At 74.2% G+C, this 15,049-nt stretch carries 15 protein-coding genes; 7 read left to right on the forward strand and 8 right to left on the reverse strand.

All coding sequences use genetic code 11. The features are described from left to right. Positions 1-16: 16 nt before the first annotated feature. From CG747_RS11020 to CG747_RS11035, 4 genes are all read right to left on the reverse strand, one after another. On the reverse strand, positions 17-622 hold the full coding sequence (locus tag CG747_RS11020) for a response regulator transcription factor (protein ID WP_100601597.1): 606 nt from the start codon (positions 620-622) through the stop codon (positions 17-19). Further along, positions 619-1,887 (reverse strand): sensor histidine kinase, encoded by a 1,269-nt coding sequence (locus CG747_RS11025; protein WP_100601488.1) that lies wholly within the window; start codon positions 1,885-1,887, stop codon positions 619-621. The genes CG747_RS11020 and CG747_RS11025 overlap by 4 nt, the downstream gene beginning before the upstream one ends. An 80-nt stretch (positions 1,888-1,967) precedes the next feature. Continuing rightward, positions 1,968-2,696 (reverse strand): ABC transporter permease, encoded by a 729-nt coding sequence (locus CG747_RS11030; RefSeq protein ID WP_100601489.1) that lies wholly within the window; start codon positions 2,694-2,696, stop codon positions 1,968-1,970. After that, a complete protein-coding gene (locus CG747_RS11035) occupies positions 2,696-3,604 on the reverse strand; it encodes an ABC transporter ATP-binding protein (RefSeq protein WP_257980338.1) in 909 nt (302 codons plus the stop codon). Before CG747_RS11035 ends, CG747_RS11030 begins: the two co-directional genes overlap by 1 nt. A gap of 542 nt (positions 3,605-4,146) precedes the next feature. Between CG747_RS11035 and CG747_RS11040 the strand changes: the two genes are divergently transcribed. From CG747_RS11040 to CG747_RS11050, 3 genes are all read left to right on the forward strand, one after another. Further along, the gene (locus CG747_RS11040; RefSeq protein WP_100601491.1) at positions 4,147-5,079 is read left to right on the forward strand and encodes a MaoC/PaaZ C-terminal domain-containing protein; all 933 of its coding nucleotides are present in this window, start codon (positions 4,147-4,149) and stop codon (positions 5,077-5,079) included. Positions 5,080-5,159: 80 nt separating this feature from the next. Next, positions 5,160-6,236, forward strand: a complete 1,077-nt coding sequence (locus tag CG747_RS11045) for a Zn-dependent alcohol dehydrogenase (protein WP_100601492.1) — start codon at positions 5,160-5,162, stop codon at positions 6,234-6,236. Between the two features lie 50 nt (positions 6,237-6,286). Continuing rightward, positions 6,287-7,246, forward strand: coding sequence for a 3-oxoacyl-ACP reductase (locus CG747_RS11050; protein ID WP_100601493.1), 960 nt, complete (start codon positions 6,287-6,289; stop codon positions 7,244-7,246). An 88-nt stretch (positions 7,247-7,334) separates the two neighbouring features. Here the strand turns inward: CG747_RS11050 and CG747_RS47900 are convergent, their stop codons facing one another. Together CG747_RS47900 and CG747_RS50945 are read right to left on the reverse strand one after the other, a co-directional pair. Next, a complete protein-coding gene (locus CG747_RS47900) occupies positions 7,335-7,499 on the reverse strand; it encodes a hypothetical protein (protein ID WP_180985480.1) in 165 nt (54 codons plus the stop codon). Positions 7,500-7,506: 7 nt separating this feature from the next. After that, complete coding sequence (locus tag CG747_RS50945) at positions 7,507-9,096, reverse strand: hypothetical protein (protein WP_374701758.1); 1,590 nt, start codon at positions 9,094-9,096, stop codon at positions 7,507-7,509. Between the two features lie 230 nt (positions 9,097-9,326). Between CG747_RS50945 and CG747_RS11060 the strand changes: the two genes are divergently transcribed. From CG747_RS11060 to CG747_RS11075, 4 genes are all read left to right on the forward strand, one after another. Then, positions 9,327-10,352, forward strand: a complete 1,026-nt coding sequence (locus tag CG747_RS11060; protein WP_100601494.1) for an ABC transporter substrate-binding protein — start codon at positions 9,327-9,329, stop codon at positions 10,350-10,352. Between the two features lie 131 nt (positions 10,353-10,483). Then, positions 10,484-11,371 (forward strand): Nif3-like dinuclear metal center hexameric protein, encoded by an 888-nt coding sequence (locus CG747_RS11065; RefSeq protein WP_100601495.1) that lies wholly within the window; start codon positions 10,484-10,486, stop codon positions 11,369-11,371. Beyond that, positions 11,368-12,111 carry a zinc ribbon domain-containing protein gene (locus CG747_RS11070; protein WP_180985486.1) on the forward strand — a complete coding sequence of 248 codons (744 nt, stop codon included), beginning with the start codon at positions 11,368-11,370 and terminating at the stop codon, positions 12,109-12,111. Before CG747_RS11065 ends, CG747_RS11070 begins: the two co-directional genes overlap by 4 nt. A gap of 3 nt (positions 12,112-12,114) precedes the next feature. Next, positions 12,115-13,317, forward strand: coding sequence for a bifunctional RNase H/acid phosphatase (locus tag CG747_RS11075; RefSeq protein WP_100601496.1), 1,203 nt, complete (start codon positions 12,115-12,117; stop codon positions 13,315-13,317). Between the two features lie 115 nt (positions 13,318-13,432). Here the strand turns inward: CG747_RS11075 and eda are convergent, their stop codons facing one another. After that, positions 13,433-14,086 carry a bifunctional 4-hydroxy-2-oxoglutarate aldolase/2-dehydro-3-deoxy-phosphogluconate aldolase gene (gene eda, locus CG747_RS11080; protein ID WP_100601497.1) on the reverse strand — a complete coding sequence of 218 codons (654 nt, stop codon included), beginning with the start codon at positions 14,084-14,086 and terminating at the stop codon, positions 13,433-13,435. Positions 14,087-14,194: 108 nt separating this feature from the next. After that, positions 14,195-14,992 carry a peroxide stress protein YaaA gene (gene yaaA / locus CG747_RS11085; RefSeq protein ID WP_100601498.1) on the reverse strand — a complete coding sequence of 266 codons (798 nt, stop codon included), beginning with the start codon at positions 14,990-14,992 and terminating at the stop codon, positions 14,195-14,197. Positions 14,993-15,049 lie beyond the last annotated feature (57 nt).

A 15,049-nucleotide genomic window follows, 5' to 3' on the forward strand; every position in this document is an offset into this window, starting at 1 on the left:
CCCGGCGCCCCCGCCGCTACAGCCAGCCGTTGCGCCGGGCCGCGCGGACCGCCTCCATGCGGTTGCGGGTGCCGGTCTTGCCGATGGCGGCCGAGAGGTAGTTGCGGACCGTGGCCTGCGAGAGGTGCAGCTTGGCGGCCATGTCGGCGACCGTTGCGCCGTCCACGGCGGCGGTGAGGACGTCGCGTTCGCGCGGGGTCAGCGGGTTGGGTCCGGCGCTCAGGGCCGCGGCGGCCAGGCCGGGGTCGATCACCCGCTCACCGGCCAGCACCCGGCGGATCGCCGCCGCCAGGTCCTCCACCGGGCCGTCCTTCACCAGGAAGCCGGACGCCCCGGCCTCCATGGCGCGGCGCAGGTAGCCGGGCCGACCGAACGTCGTCACGATCAGCACCTTGCACGACGGCAGCTGGTCGCGCAGGTCGGCGGCGGCGTCCAGGCCGCTGCGGCCGGGGAGTTCGATGTCCAGGAGCGCGACGTCCGGACGGGTCTCCAGCGCCGCGTCGACGATCTGATCACCCGCCGGGACCTGGGCCACCACCTCCATGTCGTCCTCAAGGTCGAGCAGCAGCGCCAGCGCGCCCATCATCATCCGCTGGTCTTCGGCCAGCAGGAGCCTGATCACCCGGCCCACTCCTCCGTATCCGCCAGATCGCCCGCGCCCACCGGAAGTTCGGCGGTGACGCGGAAGCCACGCCGGCCGTCGGGGCCGCTGCGCAGTGTGCCGCCCGCCGCGGCCAGTCGCTCGGTCAGCCCTGTCAGGCCCGTACCGCCCACCGGACCGGGGACGGCGCCGGGCGGCGCGGTGGTCCCGCCCGCCTCGGACGCACCGGAGCTTACGGGACCGTGCCCGTCGTCCGTGATCGTCAGCCGCACCCGGTCGTCGTCCGCGTGCACGTCGATCTCGCAGCGGGTGGCGCCGCTGTGCCGGACGGTGTTGGTGACGCCCTCGCGGACCACCCAGCCCAGCAGCGCCTCGGCCTGCGGTGGCAGCGGTGGCCCGGCGCGCCGCACCACCGCCTCGATCCCGGCGCCGTCCAGCGCGGAACGGGCCCGGTCCAGTTCGGTCGCCAGGCTGCCCTCGCGGTAGCCGCTGACCGCCTCCCGTATCTCGGTCAGGGCCTGCCGGCCCACCGCCTCGATGTCGGCGGCCTGGGTCAGTGCCGCGTCGAGGTTGCGGGGCGCCAGCCGGCGGACCGCCTCGGCCTTCACCACCACCACGGACAGCGTGTGGCCCAGCAGGTCGTGCAGGTCGCGGGAGAACCGCAGCCGCTCCTTCTCCACGGCGCTGCGGGCCAACTCCTGGCGGGTGGCCCGAAGTTCGTGGATGGTGTCGAAGAGGCTGAGGACGGTGGCCGTCACCATCCCGGACAGGAACGTGCCGTAGCCGATGCTGAACGAGTTCCAGGCGTCGTTGTCCCACCAGCCGGTCAGGAACCCGGCCGTACCGCTGAGCGCGATCAGCCAGATTCCGAGCGCCTTGCCGCGCAGCGCCCGCACGGTGCCCGAGGCCAGCGACAGCAGCGGGAAGAACAGGAACCACTCGCCGCCGAAGCCGAGCGCGATGGCGAAGGTCACGGCGGTCAGCGCGGCCAGTGCGTAGAGCGGGTAGCGGGTGTCGCGCCGCCGGGGGCTGAAGGCGGTGAAGACGACGCTCACATAGAGGGAGTTGAAGGCGAGGAGGCCGACGCCGGCCAGCCAGGGGTTGCCGGACTTGCCCTCGATGATGTTGGAGAACGCGCCCATCCCCATCAGCAGCCAGGGCAGGAAGGCGTACCGGCCGGGGCCCTTCTCCTCCCGTTCGGCGGGCCGCGCCGGCCCGCAGGAGTGCCGTTCCGCTCCGCCGTCGGGGCCTTCGCACCCGTCCTGCCGCGGTTGTCCCAGTCGCATGTCGTTCCTTGCCTCATGCCGTGTGCTCCGCCGCTCGTGCCGCCCGGCGGGAACGTGCCCGCCGTCCGTCGTACCGCCGGTCACAGCGTCCGTGCCGCCCTGCGGTACGCGTACACCGCGTAACCGCCGAAGAGTGCCAGCCAGGCGGCCAGTACCGCCACCGTCGTCAGTCCCGGTGCGTCGCCGTGCGCGACGCTCAGGCCGAGGTCGGCGAAGCGGTTGGCGGGCGTCCAGGAGGACAGCGTGCGCAGCCAGCCGGGGAACGCCTCGACCGGGAACCACAGGCCGCCGACCAGGGAGAGCAGCAGCAGGCAGCCGGTGTTGACCAGGCCGGTGGCCTGCGAGGAGAGGCGGTAGCCGTTGCCGAGGCCGAGCAGGGTGAACGGGACGGTGCCCAGCCACAGCAGGACGACCAGCGCCGCCCACTGCCAGGCGGCCATCCGCACGCCGTTGACCAGCGCGCCGACCAGCAGGACCGCCCCGATGGCCGGGAGCACCGTCACCGAACCGGTCAGCCCGCGCCCGGCCACGACCTGAGCCGGGCTCAACGGGGTGATCCGCAGCTGCCGCAGCCACCCCAGGCTCTTGTCCTCGGCGACGCCGCTGCCGGGGGTGAGCGCCGCACCCAGCGCGCCGTACGCGGCCAGGCCCACCATGGAGTAGGTCCTCCACTCGGCGCCGGCCCCGCCCGCGCCGGCGCCGACGTGGGTGAACAGCAGGTACATCAGCACCGGCATCCCGATCCCGAAGATCACATAGCCCTTGTCGCGCAGCGTGCGGCGGACTTCCAGGCGGACGTAGTCGAGCATCACACCGTCTCCTTCGCGGGGCGGGTACCGGTGGCCGGGGGCGTGGCGGCGGTCAGGGCCAGGAAGGCGTCCTCCAGGCTGGCCGGGGCGACCTGGAGGCCGCGGATCAGATCGAGGTCGGCCAGCGCGCGGACCGTGGCGTCGGGGTCCGTGGAGCGCAGCCGGGCGCGGTCGCCGTGGATCTCCACCGCGCTCACCCCGGGCAGCCCGGCCAGCGGCGCGCTGCCCGCGCCGCCGAGGTCGAGCGAGACCAGCGCGCCGCCGGCCCGCCGCCGGAGCTCCGCACCGCTGCCGTCGGCCGCCACCCGGCCGCGGTCGAGCACCACGATCCGGTCGGCGTGCTCGTCGGCCTCCTCCAGGTAGTGGGTGGAGAACAGCACGGTGTTGCCGCGGCGGGCGTAGCCGCGCATCGAGGTCCAGAAGGCGCGCCGCGCCTCCACGTCCAGCGCCGCGGTGGGCTCGTCCAGCACCAGGAGTTCGGGGTTGCCGGCGAGCGCCACGGCGAAGCGGACGCGTTGCGCCTGGCCCCCGGAGAGGCGGTCTATCCGGCGCCCGGCGAACGCGTCGAGCCCGGCCAGCGCCAGGGCCTCGTCGACGTCCATCGGGCGGGGGTAGGTGGCGGCGACGAAGCCGACCAGCTCGCGGACGGTGACCCGGGGGACGGGCTTGCCGTCCTGGAGCATCGCCCCCACTCTGCCGGCCCGCACGGCCGACTCCGGTGTGCCGCCGAACAGCCGGACCTCCCCCTCGGTGGGCGGCAGCAGGCCCAGCAGCATGTTGAGGGTGGTGGACTTGCCCGCGCCGTTGCGCCCGAGCAGCGCCACGGTTTCGCCCGGGGCGATCGTCAGCTCCAGCCCGTCCACGGCCCGCACCGCGCCGTAACTCCGGGTGACGCCGGTGAACGTCACCGCGCTGCCCGCCGGCCCGGCCGCCCGTGCCGCGCCGGGCGCCCGCACCCTGCTCGTGGTCCCCGCCATCCCTGCCTCCCCGTTGTGCCGGCGCCGCTCTCCGGGCCGACCGTCGTCGCCGACCGGCCGCCTGCGGTCCGTGTCGTGCGGTGCGCGGTGACGTCTTCACCGGCTGTCTCAGAGATTACGGAGAGTCGCCGTCGGGGCGGCAGATGCGAATGTGGGGAAACGCGCCTGACAAATGTCATGGGTCGGCGGGCCGGGAGGCGGGGCCCCCGGGTGCCGGCCGGTGCGGTCGGCCGCGGCGGCCACCCCGGTCGCCGCCCGTATCTGACATACCGTCAGGGGGCTTCCGGGTGTGGCCCGCATCGGCTATACATGACTGCCATCGGCTAGAACGCGTTCTAGAAGTGCGGGTGTGCCGGACGCCGGCGCACCGTACGCACGGGCGCGGGCCCGCCGATCCGATACGACCCCGGCGCGGCCGACGGTGCGGACGGTCGGGCCGGGGTCTCACACCGTGGTGAAGGAGCAGCACCTCCATGCCCATCGATGCCGCCAAGGCCACCTCCGCCGAGCCGCGGACCACCGAACTCGCCTGGGACCACAAGGACGTCCAGCTCTACCACCTCGGCATCGGCGCCGGTGCCGCCACCCCGGAGAACCCGCACGCCGCCACCGACCCCGACGAACTCCGCTACACCCTGGAGAGCGCCCTGCACGTGCTCCCCAGCTTCGCCACCGTCGCGGGGATGGGGTCTCCCCTGGTCGAGCGAAGCCGAGAGCTTGGGGAAGGAATGGCACTGGCCGGCGGGCTCTCCGCCCCCGGCATCGAGGTCGACCTGGCCGCCGTCCTGCACGGCGGGCAGACCGTCACCGTGCACCGCGCCCTCCCCGTGCGCGGCCGCGCCACCCAGACCTCCACCGTCCCGGCCGTCTACGACAAGGGCAAGGCGGCCGTCATCGTGCTGCGCTCCGAAGTGGCAGACGACGACGGCCCGTTGTGGACCTGCGACACCCAGATCTTTGTCCGGGGTGAGGGCGGCTTCGGCGGCGAACGGGGCCCCTCGGTCCGCGGCGAACTCCCCGACCGGGCGCCCGACCTGACCACCGAACGCCTCGTCCGCGCCGACCAGGCGCTGCTGTACCGCCTCTCCGGCGACTGGAACCCGCTCCACGCCGACCCGGAGTTCGCCGCGCTCGCCGGCTTCGACCGGCCGATCCTGCACGGCCTGTGCTCCTACGGCGTGACCCTCAAGGCGGTGGTGGACACCGCGCTGGGCGGGGACGTCTCGCGGGTGCGGTCGTACACCACGCGGTTCGCCGGGGTGGTGTTCCCGGGGGAGACGCTGCGGATCCGGCTGTGGCGGGAGCCGGCGGAGGAGGGCGCGGGCGGCCGCATCCGGGTGTCGGTCACCGCGGCCGAGCGGGACGACGCACCGGTGTTGGCGGACACGGTGGTCGAGCACAGCTAGGGCGGACACGCCCTGGGTCCGGGCCGGCGGAGTACGGCCGGACCCGCCGGAATGTCGTACGTACGAGAGGAGCCGCTCGGATGCGCGCAGCCGTACAGCACGAGACGGGACGGGACAAGCTGGAGGTGCTCGACGACGTCGAGGCGGTGGGGTTCGGACCGGGCCGGGTCAGGATCCGGATCCGGGCGACCGGACTGTGCCACTCCGACCTCTCCGCGATGAACGGGGTGCTGCCGCAGCCCGCACCGTTCGTCCCCGGGCACGAGGGGGCCGGGGAGGTCCTGGACGTCGGCGACGGGGTCACCGGCCTGAAGGCGGGCGACCGGGTACTGATGTGCTGGCTGCCCGCCTGCGGCAGCTGCCCGTCCTGCAAGCGAGGGCAGACGCACCTCTGCCTGGCCGGTTTCATGAACGCCGGCACCCCCAACTTCAAGCGCCCCGGCGGCGACGTCTTCGGCTTCGCCGGGACCGGCACCTTCGCCGAGGAGGTGGTGGTCGCCGCCAACTGCGCGGTCCCGATCCCGGACGACGTCCCCTACGAGATCGCCGCCCTGATCGGCTGCGGGGTCACCACCGGGCTCGGCGCGGCCTTCAACACCGCGAAGGTGGAGGCCGGGTCCTCGGTCGCGGTGATCGGCTGCGGCGGCGTGGGCATCTCCGTCATCCAGGGGGCGCGGGCCTGCGGAGCGGCCCAGATCATCGCCGTCGACCCGGTGGCGGCCCGCCGGGAGGCCGCCCTCCGGTTCGGCGCCACCGAGGCCGTCGCCCCCGAGGAACTCGCCGACGCCAAGGCCCGCGTCACCGGGGGAGAGGGCTTCGACTACGTCTTCGAGGTCGTCGGCAAGTCCGCCACCGCCCGCACCGCCTACGAGACGACCCGGCGCGGCGGCACCCTCTGCGTGGTCGGCGCCGGCGCGCTGGACGACACCTTCCAGGTCAACATGTTCGAGCTGTTCTTCGACGAGAAGCGGATCCTGCCGTCGCTCTACGGGGGCGCGGACGTGCTGCGCTCCTACGAGCGGGCCATCGCCCTGTGGCGGGCCGGCCGGATCGACCTCGAAGGGCTGATCACCCACCGGGTCCGGTTGGACGGCATCAACGACGCCCTGGACCAGATGCGTTCGGGCACCGCGCTGCGCACCTGCATAGAGATCTGAGCGGCGGCCACCGGGACGGACCGCACGGGACTGCACAGGAGAGGACACGCATGGCACAGCCACTGGAGGGCCGGACCGCGATCGTCACCGGTGCCGGCCGCGGACTGGGCCGGGCCGAGGCCCTGGAACTCGCCCGGCTCGGCGCCCGGGTCGTCGTGAACGACTTCGGCCAGCCGGGCCGGGACGGCTCGGGCACGGCCTCGGCCGCCCCCGCCGAGGAGGCCGCCGAGGAGATCCGCGCGGCCGGCGGCCAGGCCGTCGCCCACACCGGCGACGTCGCCGACCACCAACAGGCGGGCGCACTCGTCCAGTTGGCGATCGACACCTACGGACAGCTGGACATCCTGGTCAACAACGCGGGCATCCTGCGCGACCGGATGGTGTTCTCGATGACCGAGGACGAGTGGGACTCGGTGATCCGGGTCCACCTCAAAGGCCACTTCAACACCACCCACTTCGCCGCCGCGTACTGGCGGGCCCGCTCCAAGGAGGCCGGCGGCCCGGTCTTCGGGCGGATCGTCAACACCTCCTCCGAGGCGTTCCTGGCCGGCTCGGCGGGCCAGCCCAACTACGCGGCGGCCAAGGGCGGCATCGTCGGCCTCACCACGTCCACCGCGCTGGCGCTGGCCAAGTACGGCGTGACCGCCAACGCCATCTGCCCGCGCGCCCGCACCCGGATGACCGAGGACGTCTTCGCCGCCGTTCCCGCTTATCAGGGGGGCGAGGTCCCGGAGGGCGGGCGGCTCGACCCGTTGGCGCCCGAGCACGTCGCGCCGCTCGTCGGCTATCTCGCCTCGCCGGCCGCCGCCGGGATCAACGGCCAGCTGCTCGTCGTGCACGGCGGCATGGTCGCGGTCGCCGAACGCCCGCGGATCGCCGCGAAGTTCGACACCGCGAAGGACGTCTTCAGCTACGAGGAGCTGGACGGTCTGCTCACCCCGTACTACGCCGGGCGGCCCGCGCACGAGACCTTCGCGGCCCCGGAGGTGCTGGGCCTCAAGCACGACTGACCGCGCCCGCCGGGGGCGGGGCGCACAACGGCCGTGGCCGCCGCCCGCGGGTGCGGGTGGCGGCCACGGCCTGCGCTGTCCGGTCCGCTCAGGCGGTCGGGACCTGGTGTTCCCGGCGGTGCCGGCCGTGCGCGGCGTCCTGCGTCTCCTCCGTGCTGGCGGCGGCCGGACCGCGGTGCCTGCCGGAGCCTGCGGCCTGGGCGGCTGCCTCCTGCGGGCGCGCCTGGGTCGTGTCGGTTCGGGCTTCGGACATGAAAGAGTCACTCCGTCAGATCGCTTGCAGCTGTACGCGTCGGGACCTCCCCCGGCTCCCGCCGGGACGTGACCCGTGCGGTGCCGTCGGTGGCCGGGTCAACCGGCTGCACAGCCCCCGCCGGAATACTAACGGGGCGGGAATCGGCGCTCCACCGGGACTCCTGGGTCGCGAGAGGTGCCTGTTGCAGGGGAACTGGCCTGCACATCCGGGGATGCGGTGAGAGGTCGAGTGGTTCCCCGGCCGGGGGCTCCGATTGTGGAGATGCTGTGGAGTCAACGCCGATTTCCACCGTATCCAGGACAATCAACGCGCCCTCCGTGGCCCCCGGATCGGGCGGAACCGCGACATCCGCAACCTTTGCTTCCGCGATACCGCCTGGCGGAACGGCGGCCTCCGCAGCGCCGCCCACCGCAACCGGAACCCCTGGTTCCGCAGGAACGCCCGCCCCCGTCGGGCTGCTCGCCTCCACCGGAACGCCCGCCCCCGCCTCCGGCTCTCCCCCCTCCGGCTCCCCTGCCCCCGGCTCCCCCTCCGTCCCGGTCTCCCCCCTCGTCGCCGCCCGCGCTCCGGCTCCGGCGACCGGCTCCAGCGGTATGGCCATCCGCGCCACCCCGCACGGCACCGCCTCCGTCGCGTACGGCAGCAGCAGTTCACCGTCCGGTGCCCACCGGCCGCTGCCCGCCAACCAGCCCTCCGGGGCCGGGAACCGCCGCAGCCGCCGCTCCGAGGGCCGCCACACGCCCAGCCGGGTCCCGGCCGGACCGTCGAGCCGGAACGCCACCGCGCAGTCCTCCGGCGGCAGCGTCCGCCCCGGTCGGACCGCGAACGGCGTCACCGCCATATCGGGCACCCGCAGGCACTCCGGGAAGCGCACCGGCAGGCTGCTGCCCAGGACGCCCCAGCCCAGCCGGTCATGGCCGGGGGCGTCGGACCGGACCAGCAGCAGCCCGCTGTCCGGATCGGCGAGCACCAGCCGGTCGTCGCTCTCCTCGGTGATCTGGAGCAGCGGGCTGACCTCCCCGCCGCGCGCCAGGTCGACCACCACGGTCTTGGTGCGGCCGTCCAACTCCCGGTCGACCGCCAGCAGCCGCCCGCCGTGGTCCAGCCAGACCCCGCCGGTGCAGCCGCCCGGCACCACGGCGACCCGCTCGGGCCCCGCCGCCCCGCCGTGCACCCGCCACACCGCGGTGCTCCCGGCGCCCGGCACCAGCGCGTAGCCGAGCAGCCCGCCGGGGGCGGGCGGCAGCAGTGTCAGTGCCCGCGCCGCCACCGCGCCGACCAGGACCTCCTGGGTCCCCGGCCCGGTCGGGGAGAGCAGGGAGACGGTGAACCGGTCGGCGACCCGGCGGACGATCACCACCCGGCCGTCCGCGAGCGGCAGCAGGGCGCTGTCCGGCTCCTCGGGCTGACTGCCCGGCAGGGGGACCGCGTACGGCTCCGGGCCGCCGATCGTCCAGCGCTCCGGGTACCAGCTTCCGGCGGCGTCGTCGTGACGGGTGAGCCGGGCCGCGTACGAGCCGTCGGCGGCGAGGGTCAGCGCCGCGCGGGGCGGGCTGTCGAGCGCCGCGGCGTCCTGACCGGCACAGATCGTCATCGGGGCCACCTCCAGTGGAGGGACGTTAGTTTTCGCACTTCCGGCCGATCAACGGCAGTTGCTGGTCTTCACGCATAAGGGTGGCTGTTGTCCGGTTCGCCGGTGCTGGGAGGGGTGGGTGTGCTTCGAGATTCAAGGATGCTTAAAGTTAGGCGGACCTAAGTTGCCGTCGGGCGGCCGGGCATCTCCCCGTATGCCCGTGGTGCCTGCATACGACCTGGAGTGACCTGATGCCCCTTCGCCGCCGCGGCGCCGCCCTAGCCCTCGCCACCGCCGGCGCCCTCGCCCTCGCCGGCTGCGGTTCGTCCGGCGCGGACGGCGGCAGCGACCGCGGCGCCGGTTCGAAGTCCGTGGCCCAGGGCGGCAAGGACTTCGGCAAGGCCGCCGACGAGACCGCGAAGATGGGCACCGACGCCAAGCCGGGCCAGTTCCCGCGCACCGTCCGGCACGCCATGGGCACCGCCACCCTCCCCGCCGCGCCCAAGCGCGTGGTCGTCCTCGACGTCGGCGAGCTCGACAACGTCGTCTCGCTCGGCATCAAGCCGGTCGGCTACGCGCCCACCGAGGGCGACGCCGCCCTCCCCGACTACCTCGCCGAGAAGGCCGGCCACCCCAAGAGCGTCGGCACCATCAACGGCCTCAACCTGGAGGCCGTCAACGCCCTCAAGCCCGACCTCATCCTGGGCAGCAAGCTGCGCGCCGAGAAGCAGTACCAGCAGCTCAGCAAGATCGCGCCGACCGTCTTCTCGATCCGCCCCGGCTTCACCTGGAAGCAGAACTACCTGCTCAACGCCGCCGCCCTGGACAAGACCGCGCAGGCCAGGACCGAACTGGCCGCCTACGAGGCCAAGGCGAAGAAGCTCGGCGAGGACATCGGCCCGAAGAAGCCGACCGTGACGATGCTGCGCTACATGCCGCAGTTCACCCGGCTCTACGCCCAGCGCTCCTTCATCGGCACCATCCTGAAGGACGTCGGCCTGCCCCGTCCGAAGAACCAGCAGGTCGACGACCTCGCCACCGAGGTCAGCCCGGAGAACATCAACCAGGCCGACGCCGACTGGATCTTCACCGGCGTCTACGGCGACCCCAAGTCCACCAAGCGCGACACCGCCGAGCAGAACCCGCTGTGGAAGAACCTCAAGGCGGTCAAGGACGGCCACGCCCGGAACGTGAAGGACGAGACCTGGTACCTCGGCCTCGGCGTCACCGCGGCCGACAGCGTCCTGGACGACCTGCGCGGCTTCCTCGTGAAGTAGCGGCCCGCGTGCACGCGGTTGCCGCGGCGGTCGGGGCCGGTGGCCGGAACCCCGCTGCCCCTGCGGGCCCGCGGTTCCCGTGCGGACCGCGGCCCGGCGCGCGGGCGCGGGGGAGAGGTAACCTTCCCCCCGTGCCCGCACTGTCTGAAGTCCTCGCCGCGCTCGACGTCCTCTGGCCCCCCGAGCGGGCCGAAGGATGGGACGCGGTCGGTACCGTCTGCGGAGACCCCGACGCCGAGGTCCACCGGGTGCTGTTCGCCGTCGACCCGGTCCAGGAGATCGCCGACGAGGCCGTGCGGCTCGGCGCCGACCTGCTGGTCACCCACCACCCGCTCTACCTGCGCGGCACGACCACGGTCGCGGCCTCCACCTTCAAGGGCAAGGTGGTGCACACCCTCATCAAGCACGACATCGCCCTGCACGTCGCGCACACCAACGCCGACACCGCCGACCCCGGCGTCTCCGACGCCCTCGCCGGCGCACTGGACCTGCGGATCCTCGGCCCCCTGGTGCCGGACCCGAGCGATCCGGCCGGCCGCCGCGGCCTGGGCCGGATCTGCGAACTCCCGCACCCGATGACGCTGACCGAGCTGACCGCGTACGCCGCCGCCCACCTGCCCGCCACCGCGCAGGGCATCCGGGCGGCCGGCGACCCGGACCGCGAGATCCGCACCCTGGCGGTCTCCGGCGGCTCCGGCGACAGCCTCTTCGACGACGTACGGGCGGCCGGCGTGGACGCGTTCCTCACCGCCGACCTGCGCCACCACCCGGCCTCCGAGGCCACCCAGACCACCAAACGGAACGGCCCGCTGGCGCTGCTGGACGCGGCCCACTGGGCCACCGAGTGGCCGTGGTGCGAGCAGGCCGCGGCCCAACTCGACGCGGTCTCCGACCGGCACGGCTGGGGACTGCGCACGCACGTCTCCCGCACGGTCACCGACCCCTGGACCGCCCACGCGGCGTCCACCCAGCTCACCAGTCCCCCGGAAAACCCGCACACCACAGGAGCCCCCCGCTGAACGCCGCGCCCGCCGACCAGATCCGCCTCCTGGACGTCCAGAACCTCGACGTCCGGCTCACCCAGCTCGCGCACCGGCGCAAGAACCTCCCCGAACTGGCCGAGCTGACGACCCTGGAGTCCGACCTCACCCAGCAGCGCGACCTGCTCGTCGCCGCGCAGACCGAGGAGAGCGACACCAGCCGCGAGCAGACCAAGGCGGAGCAGGACGTCGACCAGGTCCGCCAGCGCGCCGCCCGCGACCAGAAGCGTCTCGACTCCGGCGCCGTGAGCTCCCCCAAGGACCTGGAGAACCTCCAGCGCGAACTCACCTCGCTGGCCAAGCGCCAGGCCGACCTGGAGGACGTCGTCCTGGAGGTCATGGAGCGCCGCGAGGCCACCCAGGAGCGGGTCCGCGAGCTGACCGACCGGCTCGCCGCCATCCAGGCCAAGGCCGATGACGCCACCGCCCGCCGGGACGCCGCGCACGCCGAGATCGACGCCGAGGTGGCCACGGTCGCCAAGGAGCGCGAACTCACCGTCGCCGACATCCCCGAGGCACTGGTCACCCTCTACGACCGCATCCGCACCAAGCAGGGCGGCATCGGCGCCGCCCGCCTCTACCAGCGCCGCTGCGAGGGCTGCCGGCTGGAGCTGGACATCACCGAGATGAACGAGGTGCGTGCGGCCGCCGCCGACACCGTCGTCCGGTGCGAGAACTGCAGCCGCATCCTGGTGCGCACGCCCGACTCGGGGCTGTAGGCCGTGGCGCGTGAGCTGATCGTCGAGGCGGACGGCGGGTCCCGGGGCAACCCGGGGCCGGCCGGCTACGGCGCGGTGGTCCTCGACCCGGCGACCGGCGAGGCGCTGGCCGAGGCCGCCGAGTTCATCGGGACGGCGACCAACAACGTCGCCGAGTACAAGGGCCTGCTGGCCGGGCTGCGCGCCGCGCGGGACCTGGACCCGGAGGCCACTGTCCACGTCCGGATGGACTCCAAGCTCGTCGTCGAGCAGATGTCCGGCCGCTGGAAGATCAAGCACCCGGACATGAAGCCGCTCGCCGCCGAGGCCGCGGCGATCCTCCCGCCCGCCCGGGTCACCTACGAGTGGATCCCGCGCGCCCGGAACAAGCACGCCGACCGGCTCGCCAACGAGGCGATGGACGCGGGCAAGAACGGCAAGCAGTGGGAGCCGCGCGACTCCCGGGCGGCGCTCGCCGCCCCGGCCGACGCGGCGCCCGCCCGCAGCGCCGCGGCCCGGGCCGCCGACGCGGCCGCCGAAGCGGCGGAGGTCGCGGACGCCGCGCCCGCCGCCCCACCGGTCGGCTGGGGCTCGCCCGACCTCGGCACCCCGGCGACCTTCGTCCTGCTCCGGCACGGCGAGACCGCCCTGACGCCCCAGAAGCGCTTCTCCGGCAGCGGCGGCACCGACCCCGAACTCTCCGCGGTCGGCCGCCGCCAGGCCGAGGCGACCGCCGCCGCGCTGGCCGCCCGCGGCACCGTCCAGGCCGTGGTCAGCTCGCCGCTGCGCCGCTGCCAGGAGACCGCCGGAGCGGTCGCCGCCCGGCTCGGCGTCGACGTCCGCATCGAGGACGGGCTCCGCGAGACCGACTTCGGCGCCTGGGAGGGGCTGACCTTCGCCGAGGTCCGCGAGCGCTACCCCGACGACCTGGACGCCTGGCTCGGCTCGGCCAAGGCGGCGCCCACCGGCGGCGGTGAGTCCTTCGCGACGGTCGCCCGCCGGATCGCCGTCACCCGCGACAAGCTGATCGCCCGTTACGCCGGCAAGACCGTCCTCCTGGTCACCCACGTCACCCCGATCAAGACCCTGGTGCGGCTGGCCCTCGGTGCCCCACCGGAGTCCCTGTTCCGCATGGAGCTCTCCGCGGCGTCCCTCTCCGCGGTCGCGTACTACTCCGACGGCAACGCCTCCCTGCGGCTGCTGAACGACACGTCGCACCTGCGGTAGCGGTCCCGCGGAACCCCGCGTCGCGCCCGGCCCGGCACACCACCACGGTGTGCCGGGCCGTTGCGCGACTGCCGGGGCCGGTGCCCCGACCCCCGTGCGCCGTCCGCGAAGCAGGTCAGCCGCCCAGCGCCGCCGCCTCCCGGGCCAGCCGCTCGACCCGCGCCCAGTCCTTGGCGGCCAGCGCGTCACCCGGCAGCATCCAGGTGCCGCCGACACAGCCGACGTTGGGCAGCGCCAGATACGAGGGGGCCGACGCCAGGCCGATCCCGCCGGTCGGACAGAAGCGGGCCTGCGGCAGCGGAGCGGCCAGCGACCTGAGATAGGCGGTACCGCCCGCCGCCTCCGCCGGGAAGAACTTCATCTCGGTGAGGCCCTGGTCCAGCAGGCTCACCACCTCCGAGGCCGTCGAGACGCCCGGCAGGAACGGCAGCCCGGAGTCCCGCAGCGCACCCAGCAGCCGCGGCGACCAGCCCGGACTCACCAGGAACCGCGCCCCGGCCGCCCCGGCCGCCGCGACGTGCGCCGGATTCAGCAGGGTCCCGGCGCCGACCACCGCCTCCGGGACCTCCTCGGCGACGGCCCGGATCGCGTCCAGCGCGGCGGGCGTGCGCAGGGTGACCTCGATCGCCGGCAGCCCGCCGGCGACCAGCGCGCGGGCGAGCGGTACGGCATCCGCGGCGTCCTGGAGGACCACGACCGGAAGGACGGGGGCGAGGCCGAGGACGGCGGGGGGCGCGGGCGAGGCGGCGGCGTCAGTCACGCCGCCCATACTGTGCCGGCTTCACACCCTCCGCAACGAGCGTTGCACATGTTGCAACATGAGGGAGGGTGCGGCGGCCCGCCGGCCTCCGGGCGGGCACCGGCACCCCGTCGCCCCTCACAACTCCGTGACGATCACATCCAGCCCCCACGGCTTGCCACCCTTCGCCGGGGCCAGCGCCTCCACCACGTACCCCAGCCCGCGCAGCGCCGCCACCAGCTCCGCCGGGTCCGCCGGTTCGAGCCCCGCCACCAGCAGGTCCCGGACCAGCCGCCCCTTGGTCGCCTTGTTGAAGTGGCTGACCACCGACCGCTTCTCGACCCCGTTCACGATCTTCGACTGGAGCACCCGCACCGTCGCGGTCCGCCCGGCCACCTCCCCCTTGGGCTTCCACGCCGTGGCGTACGCCGCCGACCGCAGATCCAGCACCAGGCCGTCCCCGGCCGCCGCCGGCAGCACCTCCGCCATCGGCCCCCGCCAGTACGCCCCCAGGGCGCCCAGCCCCGGCAGCTTCACCCCCATCGAGCAGCGGTAGGACGGAATCCGGTCACCGATCCGCACGGCGCCCCACAACCCCGAGAACACCAGCAGCGACCGCTGCGCCCGCTTCCGCGCCGCCGCGTCCAGGGAGGCCAGCCCCAGGGCGTCGTACAGCACCCCGGTGTAGATCTCCCCGGCCGGCCGGGTGGCCGCGGTGCGCAGCCCCGCGTTCTTGGCGACCTCGCCCTTCAGGCCCTCGCTCAGCCCCAGCACCTCCTGGGCCTTCGCCGCATCGGCCGCGCACAGCCCGACCAGCTCCTCCAGGACCTCCGTCCGCGCCGCGGTCAGCCCCGGCAGCGACAGCGCCCCCAGATCCAGCGGCTTCCCGCTCCCTCCCGCGGACTTCCCCTCGGACGGCGGCAACAACACGAGCACGGTGTTTCTCCTTCACGGCGGTACGGGCAGGGGTGCGGCCCCGCCGAAAGCTTAGAA

This window comes from Streptomyces sp. CB02959, assembly GCF_002803155.1.
Lineage (GTDB): Bacteria > Actinomycetota > Actinomycetes > Streptomycetales > Streptomycetaceae > Streptomyces.